The sequence below is a fragment of the Mycolicibacterium austroafricanum genome (assembly GCF_902705885.1).
GTDB lineage: Bacteria > Actinomycetota > Actinomycetes > Mycobacteriales > Mycobacteriaceae > Mycobacterium > Mycobacterium vanbaalenii_A.
Window position 1 is genome coordinate 42,474 of sequence record NZ_CACSIP010000020.1, and the last position, 16,708, is coordinate 59,181.

At 67.8% G+C, this 16,708-nt stretch carries 16 protein-coding genes; 7 read left to right on the forward strand and 9 right to left on the reverse strand.

Annotated elements, in window-relative coordinates; translation table 11 throughout:
* Window positions 1-85 precede the first annotated feature (85 nt).
* Genes BEMPMBAN_RS14480 through BEMPMBAN_RS14495 form a run of 4 tightly spaced genes read left to right on the forward strand, consistent with a single transcriptional unit; the run spans window position 86 to window position 3,949 of the window.
* Entirely contained in the window at window positions 86-751 is a 666-nt protein-coding gene (locus tag BEMPMBAN_RS14480) for a TetR/AcrR family transcriptional regulator (protein WP_159231083.1), read from the forward strand.
* Window positions 744-1,658, forward strand: a complete 915-nt coding sequence (locus BEMPMBAN_RS14485; protein WP_159231084.1) for an ABC transporter ATP-binding protein — start codon at window positions 744-746, stop codon at window positions 1,656-1,658. Before BEMPMBAN_RS14480 ends, BEMPMBAN_RS14485 begins: the two co-directional genes overlap by 8 nt.
* Window positions 1,655-3,289, forward strand: coding sequence for an ABC transporter permease (locus BEMPMBAN_RS14490; protein ID WP_200845980.1), 1,635 nt, complete (start codon window positions 1,655-1,657; stop codon window positions 3,287-3,289). Before BEMPMBAN_RS14485 ends, BEMPMBAN_RS14490 begins: the two co-directional genes overlap by 4 nt.
* Window positions 3,290-3,331: 42 nt before the next feature.
* Entirely contained in the window at window positions 3,332-3,949 is a 618-nt protein-coding gene (locus BEMPMBAN_RS14495; protein ID WP_234897455.1) for a methyltransferase domain-containing protein, read from the forward strand.
* On the opposite strand, the gene glgC is transcribed toward BEMPMBAN_RS14495, so the two are convergent.
* Window positions 3,903-5,117, reverse strand: a complete 1,215-nt coding sequence (gene glgC / locus BEMPMBAN_RS14500) for a glucose-1-phosphate adenylyltransferase (RefSeq protein WP_159231085.1) — start codon at window positions 5,115-5,117, stop codon at window positions 3,903-3,905. The genes BEMPMBAN_RS14495 and glgC overlap by 47 nt on opposite strands.
* Before the next feature lie 129 nt (window positions 5,118-5,246).
* Between glgC and glgA the strand changes: the two genes are divergently transcribed.
* Window positions 5,247-6,407, forward strand: a complete 1,161-nt coding sequence (gene glgA / locus BEMPMBAN_RS14505; RefSeq protein ID WP_159231086.1) for a glycogen synthase — start codon at window positions 5,247-5,249, stop codon at window positions 6,405-6,407.
* A gap of 51 nt (window positions 6,408-6,458) precedes the next feature.
* Here the strand turns inward: glgA and BEMPMBAN_RS14510 are convergent, their stop codons facing one another.
* The 7 genes from BEMPMBAN_RS14510 to BEMPMBAN_RS14540 all read right to left on the reverse strand — a co-directional run bounded on the left by BEMPMBAN_RS14510 (window position 6,459) and on the right by BEMPMBAN_RS14540 (window position 12,244).
* Window positions 6,459-6,626: a DUF3117 domain-containing protein gene (locus BEMPMBAN_RS14510; protein ID WP_005059648.1), complete on the reverse strand. Its 168-nt coding sequence runs from the start codon at window positions 6,624-6,626 to the stop codon at window positions 6,459-6,461.
* A 215-nt stretch (window positions 6,627-6,841) separates the two neighbouring features.
* The gene (locus BEMPMBAN_RS14515; protein WP_159231087.1) at window positions 6,842-7,450 is read right to left on the reverse strand and encodes a DNA-3-methyladenine glycosylase I; all 609 of its coding nucleotides are present in this window, start codon (window positions 7,448-7,450) and stop codon (window positions 6,842-6,844) included.
* A complete protein-coding gene (locus BEMPMBAN_RS14520) occupies window positions 7,447-7,812 on the reverse strand; it encodes a DivIVA domain-containing protein (protein WP_159231088.1) in 366 nt (121 codons plus the stop codon). The genes BEMPMBAN_RS14515 and BEMPMBAN_RS14520 overlap by 4 nt, the downstream gene beginning before the upstream one ends.
* A 95-nt stretch (window positions 7,813-7,907) precedes the next feature.
* Window positions 7,908-8,867: a glucosyl-3-phosphoglycerate synthase gene (locus tag BEMPMBAN_RS14525; RefSeq protein ID WP_159231089.1), complete on the reverse strand. Its 960-nt coding sequence runs from the start codon at window positions 8,865-8,867 to the stop codon at window positions 7,908-7,910.
* The gene (folP, locus tag BEMPMBAN_RS14530) at window positions 8,864-9,739 is read right to left on the reverse strand and encodes a dihydropteroate synthase (protein WP_159231090.1); all 876 of its coding nucleotides are present in this window, start codon (window positions 9,737-9,739) and stop codon (window positions 8,864-8,866) included. The genes BEMPMBAN_RS14525 and folP overlap by 4 nt, the downstream gene beginning before the upstream one ends.
* Before the next feature lie 82 nt (window positions 9,740-9,821).
* Complete coding sequence (gene fadD6, locus BEMPMBAN_RS14535) at window positions 9,822-11,624, reverse strand: long-chain-acyl-CoA synthetase FadD6 (protein ID WP_159231091.1); 1,803 nt, start codon at window positions 11,622-11,624, stop codon at window positions 9,822-9,824.
* A 59-nt stretch (window positions 11,625-11,683) separates the two neighbouring features.
* Window positions 11,684-12,244: a cytokinin riboside 5'-monophosphate phosphoribohydrolase gene (locus BEMPMBAN_RS14540; protein WP_159231092.1), complete on the reverse strand. Its 561-nt coding sequence runs from the start codon at window positions 12,242-12,244 to the stop codon at window positions 11,684-11,686.
* Between the two features lie 43 nt (window positions 12,245-12,287).
* Between BEMPMBAN_RS14540 and BEMPMBAN_RS14545 the strand changes: the two genes are divergently transcribed.
* Window positions 12,288-14,276, forward strand: a complete 1,989-nt coding sequence (locus tag BEMPMBAN_RS14545) for an AAA family ATPase (protein ID WP_234897460.1) — start codon at window positions 12,288-12,290, stop codon at window positions 14,274-14,276.
* Between the two features lie 56 nt (window positions 14,277-14,332).
* Window positions 14,333-15,076, forward strand: a complete 744-nt coding sequence (locus tag BEMPMBAN_RS14550) for a type VII secretion target (RefSeq protein ID WP_159231093.1) — start codon at window positions 14,333-14,335, stop codon at window positions 15,074-15,076.
* Here BEMPMBAN_RS14550 and abc-f read toward each other — a convergent pair.
* Complete coding sequence (gene abc-f, locus BEMPMBAN_RS14555; RefSeq protein WP_159231094.1) at window positions 15,073-16,683, reverse strand: ribosomal protection-like ABC-F family protein; 1,611 nt, start codon at window positions 16,681-16,683, stop codon at window positions 15,073-15,075. The two genes, BEMPMBAN_RS14550 and abc-f, sit on opposite strands and share 4 nt — an antisense overlap.
* Between the last annotated feature and the right edge of the window lie 25 nt (window positions 16,684-16,708).

Here is a 16,708-nt window from a genome sequence, read left to right on the forward strand (position 1 = left end):
CCGCTATCCCTGGTGTTTCGCGCGCTCGTCGCCGCCGGCGCGACACCCTTGACCCGACACTGAACGCACGTTTAGCATACTGAACATGCGTTCAGCGCCCGCGGATCGAACGGCCCTGGCCCGGATTCGGGACGCGGCGATCGACGAGTGGGGCCGCAACGGCTTCACCGTCGGCCTTCGCCGCATCGCCGAGGCCGCCGGGGTCAGCGCCGCTCTGGTGATTCACCACTTCGGGTCCAGAGACGGCCTACGCAGGGTGTGTGACGACCACATCGCCGAGACCGTGCTCGCCAGCAAGACCGAGTCGATCAGGACGACCGACCCCGCGACATGGTTCGCCCAGTTGGCTGAGATCGAGGACTACGCCCCGATGATGGGGTACCTGGCGCGCAGCCTGCAAGAGGGCGGCGAACTGGCGAAAAAACTGTGGCGCAACATGATCGACAACACCGAGCTCTACATCGAAGAGGGCGTGCGGGCCGGAACCGTCAAGCCCAGCCAGGACCCCAAGGCCAGGGCACGCTTCCTGGCCATGGCCGGCGGTGGCGGCTTCCTGCTGTACATGCAGATGCACGAGAACCCCACCGACCTGCGTGCAGTGTTGCGCGACTACAGCGAGGAGATGGTGCTGCCCGCACTCGAGCTGTACACCAACGGCCTGATGGCCGACTCGACGATGTATGACGCGTTCGTCGCCATGCGCGAGCAGGGAATTCCGTTCACGTCGGCAGAAGGAGTCCAGCATGACTGACCACGGCGACCACCGGTTCGCGGTCCAGATCAGCGGGCTGTCGAAATCTTTCGGGCGCACCTTGGCTCTCGACGGCCTCGATCTCACCGTTGCCCCCGGTGACGTGGCGGGCTTTCTCGGCCCCAACGGCGCCGGGAAGTCCACCGCCATCAGGGTTCTCCTCGGGTTGCTGCGGGCCGACAGCGGCTCCGTTCGGCTGCTGGGCGGCGACCCATGGCGCGACGCGGTCACACTGCACCGCCGGATCGCCTACGTTCCAGGTGATGTCACGCTGTGGCCGAACCTCACCGGGATGCAAGCCATCGAGTTCCTGGCCGGCCTCCGCGGCAGGGACTCCGTGGACACCAAACGCCGAGATGAGCTGATCGAACGGTTCGAACTCGACCCGCACAAGAAGGCGCGCACCTATTCGAAGGGCAACAGGCAGAAGGTGGCGATTGTCGCCGCGTTCAGCACTCGCAGCGAGCTCTTCGTCCTCGACGAGCCGACATCCGGACTGGATCCGTTGATGGAGAAGGCATTTCAGCGCTGCGTGCGCGAGGTCGCCGAGCAGGGAGCAGCGGTGCTGCTGTCCAGTCACATCCTGGCAGAGGTCGAGCAACTCTGCGACACGGTGATGATCGTCCGCGGGGGCCGCACTGTCAGGTCGGGCACCCTGCAGGAGCTGCGGCACCTGATGCGTACCACCGTCACCGCACGTACCCGTACGGACGGCAGCGAATTGCGCAGCGCCCCATACGTGCACGATGTTCGGGCGCGGGACGGACAGCTGCACTTCTCGGTGGACCGGGACAGCCTCGACCAGGCGATGTCAGACCTCAGCGCCTTGGGTATCGAGGAACTGACCGTCGCGCCGGCTTCGCTCGAGGACATGTTCCTGAGGGAGTACCAGGGGACATCCCGATGAGCGTCGCAACGAGCGCCACGGGTTCACCGGCGCGCGCCGGGCGGCACGCGGCGTCGTCGCCGGAGTCGCCGTGGACCGGGACCGCCCACCTGATTCGGCTGGCGCTGCGTCGGGATCGGGTGCGCCTGACGGTGTGGATCGCAGTGCTGACGCTGCTGATGGCGTACGCACCCAACGCGATCACACTCGCCTACCCCGAAGAGTCACAACGGCGGGCGCGCGTCGAACTGCTCAAGACACCGGCCGGGATGATCCTGGGCGGGCCGATGTTCGGCAAGAACGAGACGGACCTCGGGGTGATGATGGCCAACGAGATGATGCTGACGCTCATCGTCGCCATCTCGATCCTGGCGATTCTCACCGTGATCCGACATACCCGCGCCGAGGAGGAGGGCGGAACCGCCGAACTGGTTCTGGCCTCGGCCGTCGGCCGGTATGCGCGGACCGCGGCTGCGCTGGTTCTCGTCGCCGCCGTCAACGTCGTTCTCGCGACGACGATGACGGCGGCGATGGCGGCCACCGGATTCGACGTCGTGGACACCGCCGCGATGTGTATCGGCGTCACGGCGGTGGCGATGGTTTTCGGCGGGGTCGCGGCAGTGACGGCGCAGATGTGGCGAACCGGCCGCGCGGCCACCGGCGCGGCGATGGCGATGCTGGCGCTGGCGGCGTTGATCCGCGGAGTTGGCGATGTCATAGACAACTCGGGCAGTGCGCTCAGTTGGTGCTCTCCCATTGCGTGGGCCCAGCAGATGCGCGCGTTCGTCGACCTACGGTGGTGGCCGCTGGCGCTGCTGATCGTGCTCACGCTGGCCCTGATCGCCTTCGCGGGATTCCTGGAGGCGCGCCGCCAATACGACACCGGCACCATCACCTCCACCGGCGACCGGCCCGACGCCGGTCCCATCCGCGGAGTTCTCGGCCTGCATCTGGTGCTGCAACGGGGCCAGACGATCGGGTGGTCGGTCGGACTCTTCCTGTCCGGCCTGGCATTCGGTTCGATGACCAAGTCGTTGATCGACGCCGCAGAGGGCAACGAACTGCTGGCCCGGATGTTGTCGGCACAGGGCACTGACGGTGTCTACACGACGATGTCGCAGTTCCTGGCAGCCGCCGCGGGTGCCTACGTGGTGTCGGCTGTGCTGCGGGTGTACGCCGACGAGCAGTCCGGCCTCGCCGAGGCGGTGCTCGCCGGGTCGGTGTCGCGCCGGCGGTGGCTGTTCTCGGCGGTGGCCTCGGCGGTGGCCGGCTCGGGGGTGCTGATGTTCTTCGCGGGCCTCGGCAATGGCCTGGGTGCCGGACTGACCCTGGGTGAACCGCACACGGTGCTGCGTCTGACGCTCGCCGGGATGGCGTTCGTCCCGGCGCTTGCGGTGCTGGCCGGCGTGGCCGCCCTGGCGGTCGCGCTGCGTCAGAGCTGGGTCGGCTGGCTGGCGGTGACGTTCGTGGTCGCCTCTCTCTACCTGGGTGCGCTGTTGCGGCTGCCGAGCTGGGTGATCGATCTGTCCCCGGTCGGGCGGACCACCGTACCGATCGACGTCCCGGTCGTCGCTCTTGTGGTGATGGCTTTGATCGCAACAGCTTTGACGTTGTCGGCCGGGTGGCTGTACCGACGCCGCGACGCGGTGTGAGCGCGCGGCGCAGACGTCATCGGCTTCGACCAGAGTCCACGGATGGCCGAGCTGTCTGCGCAACGCGTGCCCTTGGGGCGGTTCCGGCCGCACGATCTCGCCGATTCCCTCGACTGGCTGCCCGACCACTCGGTGGACCGCGTGCTGTTCGCGTTGGCAGTGGAGTACGTCGACGACAGGGTTCGCGCGTTACAGGAGCTTCGGCGGGTTCTCCGCCCCACCGGCGCGCTTGTCCTCTCGCGGCTCCACCCCACCGGTGACCGGCTCCGTCACGGCGGCAGTTATTTCGACGTGCGAATCATCGAAGAGGTCTGGAGTCGGGGCTGGCGCGTTCGGTACTGGCTGGCTCCACTGCAGCAGACCTGCGAGGAATTGCACCCAGGCCGGATTCCTGATCGAACGGCTTCTGGAGCCGCGTCCCGTCGCCGCGGCCGCCGAGATCAACCGCGAGGACTACGACCGCCTGACCCACGAACCGACGGGATTCCTCGCCATCAGAGCGGTGCCCGATCCGCGCCGCGACTGAACCGGTGCGCCGAGAGTGAACTCAGGGCTGTGAGTCATGGCCCGATCACGACCCGGAATGATATTTCGCGGCGGAAGGTGAGTGGCGTCAGACCCAGACGCCCTTGCCGACGGCGACCACGCCCCCGGCGCTGATCGAGAACCGCTCGCGGTCCTTGTCCAGGTCCACCCCGACCATCTCCCCGGGACCCACGACCACGTTCTTGTCGAGGATCGCGTGGCGCACCACTGCGCCCCGGCCGATGCGGGCGCCGGGCATGATCACACTGCCCTCCACGATCGCCCCGTCCTCGACGACGACGTTGGACGACAGCACCGAGTTGCGCACCGAGGCGGCCGAGATGATGCTGCCCGCCCCGACGACGGACTCCTGGGCGGATCCACCGTTGACGAACTTGGCCGGTGCGAGGTTTTCCGAGCTGCCCCGGATCGGCCAGCGCTTGTTGTACAGGTTGAAGACCGGGTGCACCGACACCAGATCCATGTGCGCGTCGTAGAACGCGTCCAGCGTTCCGACGTCACGCCAGTAGCCGTGGTCGCGCTCGGTGGCGCCGGGCACCTCGTTGGCGTTGAAGTCGTAAACCGAGGCCATCCCGTCGGAGACCAGGCGGGGAATGATGTCGCCGCCCATGTCGTGATCGGAGTCGTTGTCCTCGGCATCAGCGCGGATGGCGTCGATCAGCACCTTGGTGGTGAAGATGTAGTTGCCCATCGACACGAACGTCTGTTCGGGGTCGTCGGGCGTGCCGGGCGGATCCGCGGGTTTCTCGATGAACGACCGGATCCGGCCGGACTCGTCGGCGTCGATGCAGCCGAAGGCGCTGGCTTCGGCGCGCGGCGCCCGGATTCCCGCCACGGTGGCGCCGGCACCGCTCTCGATGTGCTGCTGGACCATCTGCTCGGGGTCCATCCGGTACACGTGGTCGGCACCGAAGATCACGATGAAGTCGGGGTCCTCGTCGTAGATCAGGTTCATCGACTGATAGATGGCATCGGCCGATCCGGTGTACCACCGCGGGCCCAGCCGCTGTTGGGCCGGCACGGGGGTGATGTACTCCCCGGCAAGCCCGGACAACCGCCAGTTCTGCGAGATGTGGCGATCCAGCGAATGCGATTTGTATTGCGTGAGCACACAGATTCGCAGGAATCTGGCGTTGACGAGATTGGACAGCACGAAGTCGATGAGCCGGTAGGCACCCCCGAAGGGAACCGCGGGCTTGGCCCGGTCAGCAGTGAGCGGGTACAGCCGCTTGCCCTCTCCGCCTGCCAGGACGATGCCCAACACATGTGGCGCTTCCCTCATACTGCAAACCTATCGGGACGTCGGGACCGCGGCTAGCCATTCGCGCTATTGACGGCCGGTTCTCGGGCTGTCCATCAAGACAATTGGTGATGCGGCGCGACAAGGAACGAATTTGGTTACGGTCACATCATGCGGGTTGCGATGATGACTCGGGAGTACCCCCCTGAGGTTTACGGCGGGGCCGGTGTGCACGTCACTGAGCTCGTCGCCGAGCTGCGGCACCTGTGCGACGTCGACGTGCACTGCATGGGTGCGACCCGGCCGGGGGTCACGGTCGCCCAACCCGACCCGGCGCTGCAAGGGGCCAACGCGGCCCTGTCGACGCTGTCGGCCGACCTGACCATGGTCAACTCGGCCACCGAAGCCACGATTGTGCATTCGCACACCTGGTACACCGGGATGGCCGGGCACCTGGCGGCGCTGCTCTACGGGGTGCCGCACGTGCTCACTGCACATTCCCTGGAACCGATGCGGCCGTGGAAGGCCGAGCAGCTGGGCGGTGGTTACCGCATCTCGTCGTGGGTGGAGAAGACGGCCGTCGAGGCGGCCGACGCGGTGATCGCTGTCAGCTCCGGGATGCGTGAGGACGTCCTGCGCACCTATCCGGCCCTGGATCCGCACCGGGTGCACGTCGTCCGCAACGGCATCGACACCGGCGTGTGGCATCCCGACCCGTCTCCGGCTGAGGACTCGGTACTCGAGAACCTCGGCGTCGACCGCTCGCGTCCGATCGTCGCGTTCGTCGGCAGAATCACCCGGCAGAAGGGCGTGGCCCACCTGGTCGCCGCAGCCCACCACTTTGCTCCCGACGTCCAGCTGGTGCTGTGCGCGGGCGCACCGGACACCCCGGAGATCGCCGAGGAAGTAGCCGCCGCGGTGCAGGAACTCTCCGCAGCGCGCACCGGCGTGCACTGGGTCCGAGAGATGCTCCCCACCAACAAGATTCGCGAAATACTCTCGGCTGCAACCACATTCGTATGCCCGTCGGTGTACGAGCCCCTCGGCATCGTCAATCTCGAAGCGATGGCGTGCGGGACGGCGGTGGTGGCCTCCGATGTCGGCGGGATTCCCGAAGTGGNCGCCGATCAGCAGACAGGGCTGCTGGTGCACTACGACCCGAACGACACGGCGGGCTTCGAGCGCGAGCTCGCCTATGCCGTCAACTCGTTGGTCGCCGAGCCGGAGAAGGCCGACCAGTTCGGGATCGCGGGCCGGCAGCGGTGCATCGACGAATTCTCCTGGGCGCAGATCGCCGAACAGACCGTGGAGATCTACCGGACATTGTCGTAGCGAAAGCGAAAAGAACGGTCGCGGTGACCGCGACCGTTCTTTTCGATGGTGCTAGCTGGTGACGTTCTTGAGTTCGTCGCCCAGCGCGGCTGCTTCGTCAGGGGTGAGCTCGACGACCAACCGGCCACCACCTTCCAGTGGTACCCGCATCACGATGCCGCGCCCCTCCTTGGTCGCTTCCAGTGGACCGTCTCCGGTCCGGGGCTTCATCGCCGCCATCGAGTGCTCCCTCCGCATGGGCGTGCCCATATGGGCCCGTTCTGTCAGTACGAGCCGGATCTGCCCACTCTTCGAGGAACACAGACAGAATCCGGCCTTGAACTGCTACAGCACTCCATTGTTCCCTATCCGGGCCGTCTCGTGTGCAAAGACCCGGCCAAGGCGACGCAGACAGCATCCCGGATAGCCGGTTCGGTGACCGGCCGGGGAGGGCTCTACTGCGTCAGGCGCGGAACCCAGCAGTTGGCCACATGGTCGTCGACCATCCCGGTGGCCTGCATCAACGCGTACGCCGTTGTCGGGCCGACGAATCTGAACCCGCGTCGCTTCAGCTCCTTGGACATCGCCTTGGATTCGGGCGTCACCGCCGCAACCTGCGACAGATCGGCAGGTCGCGGCCGGCTTCTCCGGTCCGGCGGCGCGAACGACCACAGCAACTCCGAGAGATCGACGCCGTCGTCTTCGAGGTCTGCGACGATCCGGGCATTGGAGATGGTGGCCTCGATCTTGGCCCGGTTGCGCACGATCCCCTGGTCGGCCAGCAACCGGTCGATGTCGCGTTCGGTGTAGCGGGCGATGCGTTCCACGTCGAACCCGTCGAACGCGGCGCGGAAGTTGTCCCGCTTGCGCAGGATCACCAGCCAGGACAACCCGCTCTGAAAAGCCTCGAGACTCACCCGCTCGAACAACGCCGTCGAACCGTGCAGCGGGCGGCCCCACTCGGAGTCGTGGTAGTCGCGGTACAATTCGAAATCGGTTGGTGACAACCGTGATTGGTCGATCCAGCCACACCGGATCCGGCGATCAACCGATGCTGTCGTCATGGCTGGTCCGGCGCGGCGTCGGTGGGCAGTGCGTGTGCCCCCTCCCCGGCGTCGTGGATCGGTTCGCCGAGCCCGTGGGCGGCGCGCACCGCCGCCAGCTCACCGCGAAGCGAGTCCAGTTCCTGTCCCAGCCGGTCGAGCACCCAGTCGACCTCGCTGGTCTTGTAGCCCCGCAGCGCCTGGGTGAATTTCACCGCGCCGACGTCGGCACCGGTGACGCCCGAGGCGGGCAGCACGGCGGCGGTGGTGGCGTGCGGGAGCGGCGGCAGCACCTCGCCACGGCCGAAGAGCACGCTGCCGATGGCGAACAGCACGATGCCGACCAGCACCAGCACCACGAGATAGAGCAGAACGAGGGTCACCCCTCGATATTGCCTCATCCCGCCGGAATTGCATTCCCGCAGGTCCGCAGCCGGGACTTCGACTGCCGGAGTGCAATTCCGGCGGGCAGAAACGTCTAGCGGGGCCGCAGCGTGACCATCGGTGGCCGGTCCTGCAGGGACACCGTCGACATCCGCGGGGTGTAGTCCTCGCCGTCGGCGAAGAACTGGGTCAGACCCACGCCCGAATCCGGCACCCCGCACCGGGACAGCAGCGTGGCGATGACCTGCCTGCTCATCGACGCCAGCTCGGTCAGCGGTCGGTTGCGGTGGGTGCGTACCCCGAGGTTCACCTGGGCGATGCCGTCCAGACCCAGCCGGTCGTAGGCGTCGATCAGCAGCCCGATCTCCACGCCGTACCCCGGGGCGAACGGCACCGCGGTCAGCAGCTCACGGGTTCCGGCGTATTCGCCGCCGAGCGGCTGGTAGAGGCACATCAGTTCCGGGCGCAGGGACGCCAGCAGGGGGCGTGCGACCAGCTCGGTCACGCGGCCGCCTCCGTTGGAGTCCTCGCTACCACTGACCTTCAGTGGCCGCCGGTAGAAGCCTTTGACCAGGTGGACGCCGTCGGTGGTGAGCAGCGGGCCCAGCAGCTTGGGTACGAACATCGGATCGGGATCGAGCAGGTCGGAGTCCACGAACGCGATGATGTCGCCCGTGGTGGCGGCGAGCGACCTCCACAGCACCTCGCCCTTGCCCGGCTGCGGCGCGACTTCGGGCAGTGCGACTTCGCGGCTGATCACCCGGGCGCCGGCGGCGAGCGCACGGATCTCGGTGTCGTCGGTGGAACCGGAATCGAGCACGATCAGTTCGTCGACGAGTCCGCCGACCAGCGGGGTGATGGTCTCGACGACGCTGGCGACGGTCTCTTCCTCGTTCAACGCCGGTAGCACCACCGAGACGGTGCGTCCCGCCTTGGCCGCTTCGAGCTCGGCGACCGTCCATGCCGGCCGGCTCCAGCTGCGGTCGGTCAGCCAGCGATGTTCGGCCACACCTTCTGTGGCCAGGTCTGAGACTCGATCGGATAACACAGTCATGCCAGTCCCCTCACCGTGCGAGTCGGCGGCCGCGCGCCTTGGATGGACGCGACCATTTCCAGCACGCGTCGTGTGGGCCCCACTTCGTGCACCCGGAACATGGCTGCTCCGTCTGCGGCGGCCAGCGCGGTGGCCGCCAAGGTGCCTTCCAAGCGTTCTGTCAGGTCCACACCCAGAGTCTCCCCGACGAAATCCTTGTTGCTGAGCGCCATCAGGACCGGCCATCCAGTTTTTACAAGCTCTTTCACCTGGCGCAACAAACTAAGGCCGTGGTAAGTGTTCTTGCCGAAATCGTGTGTCGGATCGATCAGGATGCCGTCGCGGCGCACCCCCTGGGCCACCGCGCGCTCCGCGGCCGCAGTCACCTCGGCGATGACGTCGTCGACCACACCCCGTTCCGACACCCCGTAGTTCACCCGGAACGGGCGCGTGCGCGGCACGGCACCGCCGGTGTGTGAACACACCAGTCCGGCGCCGAACTCGGCCGCAACCGCCGCGAGGTCGGGGTCCACTCCGCCCCACGTGTCGTTGATCAGATCCGCGCCCGCCGCGCAGGCCTGTTTGGCCACCTCCGCGCGCCAGGTGTCGACGCTGATCAGCTGGTCGGGGAATTCGGCGCGCAACCACTCGATGAACGGCACGACGCGGTTGATCTCCTCGTCGACGTCGACCGTGTTGCCGGGCCCGGCCTTCACCCCGCCGACGTCGACGACGTCGGCACCCTCGCTGACCACCCGGTGCGCGGCCTGCTTGGCAGCGTCGTCGGTGAACGTCGCGCCGCGGTCGTAGAACGAGTCCGGCGTGCGGTTCACGATCGCCATGATCAGCGCGCGGTCCCCGGCCACCGGGCGCCCCAGAAACGTCCTCTGCACGTCACCAGGCTACGGGCCTGCGATTTAGGCGTGATTTTCGCCGCTGAGCGACGATTTCCACGCCCAAATCGCGCGCTAAGGGCTACTTGGGCTTCTTGCCGTCCTTGACCTCGCCGAGGTACTCCTCGTAGAAGGGCACGTAGCCCTCCTCCTTGCCGGAGAGCACGTAGATCGGGTCGTCGATCTTGACGTCGTCGTCGTCGCCCTCGCCGCTGGAGCCGCCGTAGCCCTCCTTGCGCAGGTCGACCTTCTGGCTCTTGAACGTCGAGGTGTGCGCCAGCTCCTTGACCACCCGCACGAACAGCGGGATCGCGTATCCCGGCAGCTTGTCGTAGACCGCCTTGGCCAGGGCCTTGCCGTCGAAGTCGGCTCCGTCCCTGAGCTGGACGGCGACCATGCCGGCCTTCCCGCCGGTGTCGGGCACCTCGACACCGAAGACGGTGGCCTCCTCGACCTGCGGATCGGTCGAAACCGCGGCCTCCACCTCGGTGGTGGCCACGTTCTCGCCCTTCCACCGGAAGGTGTCGCCGAGCCGGTCGGTGAACGCCGCGTGCCCGAAACCCTGCGAGCGCATCAGGTCACCGGTGTTGAACCACACGTCGCCTTCCTTGAAGGCGTCGCGCACCAACTTCTTCTCGGTGGCTTCCTTGTCGGTGTAACCGTCGAACGGCTGGAAGTTGCTCACCTTCGACAGCAGCAAGCCGGGCTCGCCGTTGGCGACCTTGCGTACCCGGCCGTCCTTGTCCCGCACCGGGTCGCCGGACTCGTCGTATTCGACGAACGCCACCGGCGACGGGCAGATACCGGTGGTCTTGTCGACGTTGAGGACGTTGACGAACGCGGTGTTGCCCTCGGATGCGGCGTAGAACTCGCAGACCCGCTGGATTCCGAACCGCTCGGTGAACTCGTCCCAGATGGCCGGGCGCAGGCCGTTGCCGGCGATCACCCGCACCCGGTGTTTGCGGTCGGTGTCCTTCGGCGGCTGGTTGAGCAGGTACGTGCAGACCTCACCGATGTAGACGAATGCCGAGGCGTCGTGCCGGATGACGTCGTCCCAGAACTTCGACGCCGAGAACGACTTGCCCAGCGCCAGTGTGGCGCCGGAGTTCAGCACCGACGACAGTGCCACCGTCAACGCGTTGTTGTGGTAGAGCGGCAGGCAGCAATAGAGGGTGTCATTGCTGTTCAGACGCATACCGAGGCCACCGAAGCCGGCCAGTGCCCGCAACCACCGGTAGTGGGTCATCACGCTGGCCTTGGGCATCCCGGTGGTGCCCGAGGTGAAGATGTAGAACGCCTTGTCCTTGGCGAGCACCGCAGAGGTGGTGGCCGGGTTGGTCGTCGGCGCGGTCTCGGCGAGTCGCTTGAGTTCGTCTACGGTCAACAGCCCGTCGGTGTTCGCGCCGCTCTCGCTGATGGGCTCGACGAACTCGGTCTCGGCGACCACCACCGACGCCGACAGCAGCCCGAGGCTGTGCTCGAGCACGTTGTCGCGCTGGTTGTAGTTCAGCATTCCCGAGATCGCGCCGCACTTCACCGCCGCCAGCATGAGCAGCACCGGTTCCACGGAGTTGCGCAGCATGATGCCGACGACGTCACCGTGACCGACGCCCCGGGCGGCCAGCACCGCGGCGTAACGATTCACGGTCTCGTTGGCTTCGCCGTAGGTGAGCTCACGATCCTCGAATTTGAGGAACACCTTGTCGGCGTAGCGGCCGGCCCGCTCCTGGAAGACCTTGCCGATCGAGGTCTTCGCCGAGGGCCGCGCGAGAAAGCCGGTGACCACGCCGCGCACGATGACCGGCGCATCCATCACCAGACCGGGTACTTGGCCGGCAATATCGAGCAACCCGACACTGCGCCGGACTCCGGACTTCTCGCTCATAGGACGTTGTTCCTCCGCTGTGTCGGTTTGTCGGCCACCCTAACTGCGAGTGACATTGGTCATACAACCGGTGCGCATGCGGCCAGAGCGGCATCGACGTCATCGACGACGACGAGTCGCCGCAATGCACCCTCGGCGACGTACCCGCTGTCGACCAGCCCGCGCAGCCAGTCCAGCAACCCCCCGTAGTGCCCGAAGGGGTCGAGCATCACGATCGGTTTGGAGTGCATACCCAAATACCCCGCTGTCCAGGCTTCGAAGAATTCCTCCAGCGTGCCGATACCACCCGGCAGTGCGATGAACGCATCGGCGCGGTCTTCCATCACCTGCTTGCGTTCCCGCATGGTGTCGGTCACGACCAGCTCGTCGGCCTCGGTGTCGGCGACCTCGCGGTGCACCAGCGCCTTGGGGATGACGCCGACGGTGTAGCCGCCACCCGCCCTGGCCGCTAGGGCCAGGGCGCCCATCGCCGAGACGTTGCCGCCACCGGAGACCAGGGTCCACCCTCTGTCGGCGATACCCCGACCGATTCGGCCGGCGAGGTCGAGCAGCTCGGGGTGCGTCGGGCCTGAAGCGCAGTAGACGCAGACAGCCCATTCACGATCGGGTTCTCGGGACACGGCTCAAAGGTAGCCATAGGCCCCCTAGGCTTGGCCGGTGCCTGTGCCTGTCAACTGGGTGACCGCGCCGCCCGGGCCCGCACTCGATCAGCTCGAATCGGGGGTGCGCACCGGCGGCGGCGCGGTGCTGATCGGATCTGCCGGTGTCGGCAAGACGTCCATGGCACGCGACGCGGCCGCGCGTCTGGCCCCTGGCTTCCCGCGGGTCGACTGGGTGCGCGCGACGGCCTCGGCGGCGGTGATCCCGTTCGCCGCCTTCGAGCCGTTGTTCGATGTGCCCGAGTACGGAAAGACCGCCGAGGTACTGCGGTCAGCGCGGGAAACCCTCGGTGATGGCCGACTACTGATCGTCGACGACGCGCACCTGCTGGATCCGCTGTCTGCCGCGCTCGTGTACCAACTCGCGGTCGGCCGCAGGGTCCGGCTGCTGGTCACCGCCACGATGGCCCGCAATCCGGTGCCCCCGGAGATCACCGCGTTGTGGCAGGACGGATTGGTGACGCGGATCGACCTCGACCCGCCGGGCCACGAAGACGGTCGGCTGATGGCGCAGGTGGACGAGTTCGTCGAGGCACTGCCCGCGGCAGCGCACCGGGTGCTGGAATACCTCGCCGTCGCCGACCCGTTGCCGCTGTCCGATGCGACGGCACTGGCCGGTGCCGACGCCGTCGACGAGGCCATGCGTTGCGCGGCGGTCGTCGCGGAGAATGACACCCTGCGCCCAGCCCATCCGCTGTACGTCGACGCGGTCCGCGGCGCACTCGGCGGACCGGACCTGCGCCGGTTGCGCAATGCGCTGGTCGCTCAGCTCTCGGCTGCAGGCCGTGGCGGTGTCGTGGGGCGGCTGCGGCTGGCGGTGCTGGCGATCGGCAGCGATTGCCCGGAGTCGGTGCCTGCTGTCCGCGCCGCGGCTCAGGAGGCGTTGCGGCTGGGCGATCTGGAGCTCAGCGAGCGACTCGGGCAGGCCGCGCTGGCACGCGAACCCGATCTGGCCACCCGGCTCACTGTCGGGTACGCACTGGCCTGGCAGGGCCGCGGCCGGGAAGCTGACGCGGTGCTCGCCGAGATCGATCCGACGGCCCTGACCGAGGACGAGCTGATGGCGTGGGCGCTGCCGACGGCGGCCAATCAGTTCTGGATGCTGTCCGAACCCGAACGTGCGACGGCGTTCCTGCGCGCCACCCGGAGCAAGGTGTCCTCCCCCGCGGCGGTGACGACGCTGGATGCGCTGTCGGCGACGTTCACGATGAATGCGGGCAACCTCAGCCGGGCGATGGAGATCGCCGAGGAGGTGCTGGCCTCCCCGACAGCCGACGACACCGCGATCGGGTGGGCGGCATCGGCGGCGGCGCTGAGTTCGGCGCGAATGGGCCGCTTCGGTGAGGTTGACGCTTTCGCCGAGCAGGCCCTCGCCGCCGGGCACCCCGGGTTACTGCGCTTCACCAGCGGAATCGGTCAGACCACCGCACTGCTGATGACGGGCCAACCGGAGCGGGCACTGGAGTTGGCGCAGCGGCTCACCGATTTTGCGCAGCGGCAGCAGCCGGGACGCTCCATCGGCGAAGTGCTCGTGGCGGACGTATTGATCGCTAGCGGCGATCTTCACGGCGCCGTGACGCTGTTGCGGGGTGCCGCGCACACACTCGCTCCGACGGGCTACTCCTGGGGACCACTGGCGTGGATGCTGCTGGCGCAGGCGCTGGGCCGGCTCGGTGAGCCGATCGAGGCGGCAAAAGCGTTGGGCCGGGCGGAATCCCGACACGGACTGAAATCGATGCTGTTCGCCCCCGAGCTGGCGTTGGCCAGAGCGTGGACCAAGTCGTCGCGTGGCGACACCCACGGCGCCGTCGCGGCAGCCCGGGACGCGGTCAAGGCGGCCGAGCGGGGAGCACAGAGCGCGGTGGCGCTGCGGGCCGCGGCGGATGCGGTGCGCCTCGGGGACCCACGAGGACTGGACACGCTGACCCGGCTGAGCACCGTCGTCGATTGCGCCTTCGGTCGGGCCGCGCTGGCGGGTGCACGGAATAACTGATGCGCAGCCGCACCGATCTGCGGACCTAGAATCGTCAGGAGGTCAAGGAGGTAGCAATGGTCGAACCGCTCTCGGTGAACACCGACGGCGTGCGTTCCCTGGCAGAGGTCCACACCGGTGTCGCCGCCGGCCTGGCCGGCCTCGCTGCCGGCACACCCGGGCCGGCAGGGGTCGCCGGGTCACACGGAACCATTGCCCACGGCGTCGACACCGCCTTGACCGCGGCACTCGGCTCCCGGACCGGGACCATGAACATCACCCAGGCCAGCGGCACGCAGATCTCCGAACTCCTGCACCAGGCGGCGGTGGCTTACGAGCGCGGCGACAAACGTGGCGCCGAGGCGATCCGTGCGGCCGCCGACACCATCGCGCGCGGCGAGAACCGGGCCACCAGGGACGCTCCGGGCGGCGCGCCGACGGCGTCCGGGGCGGCGGGGGGCGGTGACGCGATCGGTCAGGCCGTCGGCCAGATGGGACAACTCGGGCAGCTGGGCCAGCAGCTCGGTGCACCGTTGGCGGCGCTCGCGCAGCCGCTTCAGCAGCTTCCTCAACGGGGCATGCAGGGCTTACAGCAGATGGCTCAGAGCGCAACGCAGTCAACAGCTTCCGACAACGCACCCGGCGCTGGGTCCGACGAAGCCCGCGAGCCCGGGGCTCACGGGGAAACCACCGGGGATGACCACGAGACCGCGCAGCCCGCCGAGCAGTCCGCCTCCGGCGCTCAGCCGGGTGCGGAGGCTGCACCCGTGGCGCCGGTCGGGCAACCGGAGCCGGCACCGACTCGACCTGCTGTCACCTAGCCCTCCGCCAGCCTGCGATCGGCAAGGCGCAACACGCGTTCCACGCCGACCGCATCGAGGAACGAATCGTCATGGCTGACAACGATAAACGCGCCCTGATAAGCCGCCAGTGCGCTCTCCAACTGGGCGACGCTGGCGAGGTCGAGGTTGTTGGTCGGTTCGTCGAGCAGCAGCAGGTGCGGTGCCGGCTCGGCAAACAGCACACATGCCAGGGTCGCGCGCAGTCGCTCACCTCCCGACAGCATGCGCACCGGTCGGTTGACGTCGTCGCCACGGAACAGGAACTGCGCCAACAGATGTCTGCGCCGGGTTACCGACAGGCTGGGCGCGAGCATCGCGAGATTGTCGGCGACGGTCCGGTCGTCATCGAGCAGATCGAGCCGTTGCGACAGATACGCCACCCGCCCGTCGGCGACCTGGACCGAGCCTTCGTCGGGCGTGGTCTCGCCGAGCAACACCCGCAACAACGTGGTCTTGCCGGCGCCGTTGGCACCCGTCAGCGCGATCCGTTCCGGCCCCCGCACCACCAGATCCAGCCCGGCGAACAACTCACGGCCGGCAAGGGTCACCCGTAAACCGGTGGCCTGCAACACCGTCCGACTGGCTGGCACCGAGGTGTCGGGGAGGTCGAGCACCAGGTCCCGGTCGTCGCGCAGCGCCTGCTCGGCGTCGTCGAGACGCGCCTTGGCTTCGTCGAGGCGTCTGGCGTGGACACCGTCGGCGCGTCCTGCGCTCTCCTGGGCCCGGCGCTTCATCGCCCCTGCCACGATCTTGGGCAGCCCGGCGTCCTTGATATTGCGCTTGGCGGTACCGGAGCGGCGCGCCGCCCTCTCCCGGGCGGTCTGACGCTGCGCCTTCTCCCGTTTGAGGTGCTGCTCGGCACTGCGAACGGAATCCTGTGCGTGCTTGGCGGCCTCGTCGACCGCGGCCTGATAGTTGGTGAAATCTCCTCCGTAGAGCACTATTTCACCGCGGTGCAGCTCGGCGATCCGATCCATCCGGTCCAGCAGGACACGGTCATGGCTGACCAGAAACAGGCAGCCTGCGTAGTCGTCGAGCGCGGCGTAGAGGCGTTGCCGGGCGCGCTTGTCGAGGTTGTTGGTCGGCTCGTCGAGCAGCAGGACACTGGGCCGGCGCAGCAGTTCCCGGGCCACGCCGAGGGTGACCACCTCGCCGCCGGAGAGCGTACGCAGGGACCGGTCGAGGCTGACGGCGCCCAGACCAAGGCGGTCGAGTTGGGCGTGTGTGCGCTCCTCGATATCCCAGTCCTCGCCGATCGCGGTGAACACGGCCTCACTGGAATCACCTGCGGCCAGTGCATCGAGCGCCTCGATCGTCGGGGCCACCCCGAGCAGATGGGCCACGCTGCGGTCATCGAGCAACGGCAGCGTCTGGGACAGATAGCCGACCGTGCCCTCCACGGTCACCGCGCCGGACGTGGGACGTAGGTCACCGGCGATAAGGCGCAGCAGGGTGCTCTTGCCGGCGCCGTTGGGGGCGACCAGGCCGGTGCGGCCGGCGCCGACGCTGAACGACAGTTCGGCGAATAGCGATGTGCCGTCGGGCCACGCGAACGACACACCGGAAAAAGTCACTGAGGAAGACATGCGGGAACTCCCGTGAGGCGGGCGC

Bases quoted from the DNA above. Each gene is read 5' to 3' on its own strand.
- BEMPMBAN_RS14525 (WP_159231089.1), bottom strand. From the start codon at position 8,867: ATGACTGTGTTATCCGATCGAGTCTCAGACCTGGCCACAGAAGGTGTG.
- BEMPMBAN_RS14515 (WP_159231087.1), bottom strand. From the start codon at position 7,450: ATGACGACAGCATCGGTTGATCGCCGGATCCGGTGTGGCTGGATCGAC.
- BEMPMBAN_RS14490 (WP_200845980.1), top strand. From the start codon at position 1,655: ATGAGCGTCGCAACGAGCGCCACGGGTTCACCGGCGCGCGCCGGGCGG.
- abc-f (WP_159231094.1), bottom strand. From the start codon at position 16,683: ATGTCTTCCTCAGTGACTTTTTCCGGTGTGTCGTTCGCGTGGCCCGAC.
- fadD6 (WP_159231091.1), bottom strand. From the start codon at position 11,624: ATGAGCGAGAAGTCCGGAGTCCGGCGCAGTGTCGGGTTGCTCGATATT.
- BEMPMBAN_RS14550 (WP_159231093.1), top strand. From the start codon at position 14,333: ATGGTCGAACCGCTCTCGGTGAACACCGACGGCGTGCGTTCCCTGGCA.
- BEMPMBAN_RS14495 (WP_234897455.1), top strand. From the start codon at position 3,332: ATGGCCGAGCTGTCTGCGCAACGCGTGCCCTTGGGGCGGTTCCGGCCG.
- BEMPMBAN_RS14485 (WP_159231084.1), top strand. From the start codon at position 744: ATGACTGACCACGGCGACCACCGGTTCGCGGTCCAGATCAGCGGGCTG.
- BEMPMBAN_RS14510 (WP_005059648.1), bottom strand. From the start codon at position 6,626: ATGGCGGCGATGAAGCCCCGGACCGGAGACGGTCCACTGGAAGCGACC.
- BEMPMBAN_RS14480 (WP_159231083.1), top strand. From the start codon at position 86: ATGCGTTCAGCGCCCGCGGATCGAACGGCCCTGGCCCGGATTCGGGAC.
- glgC (WP_159231085.1), bottom strand. From the start codon at position 5,117: ATGAGGGAAGCGCCACATGTGTTGGGCATCGTCCTGGCAGGCGGAGAG.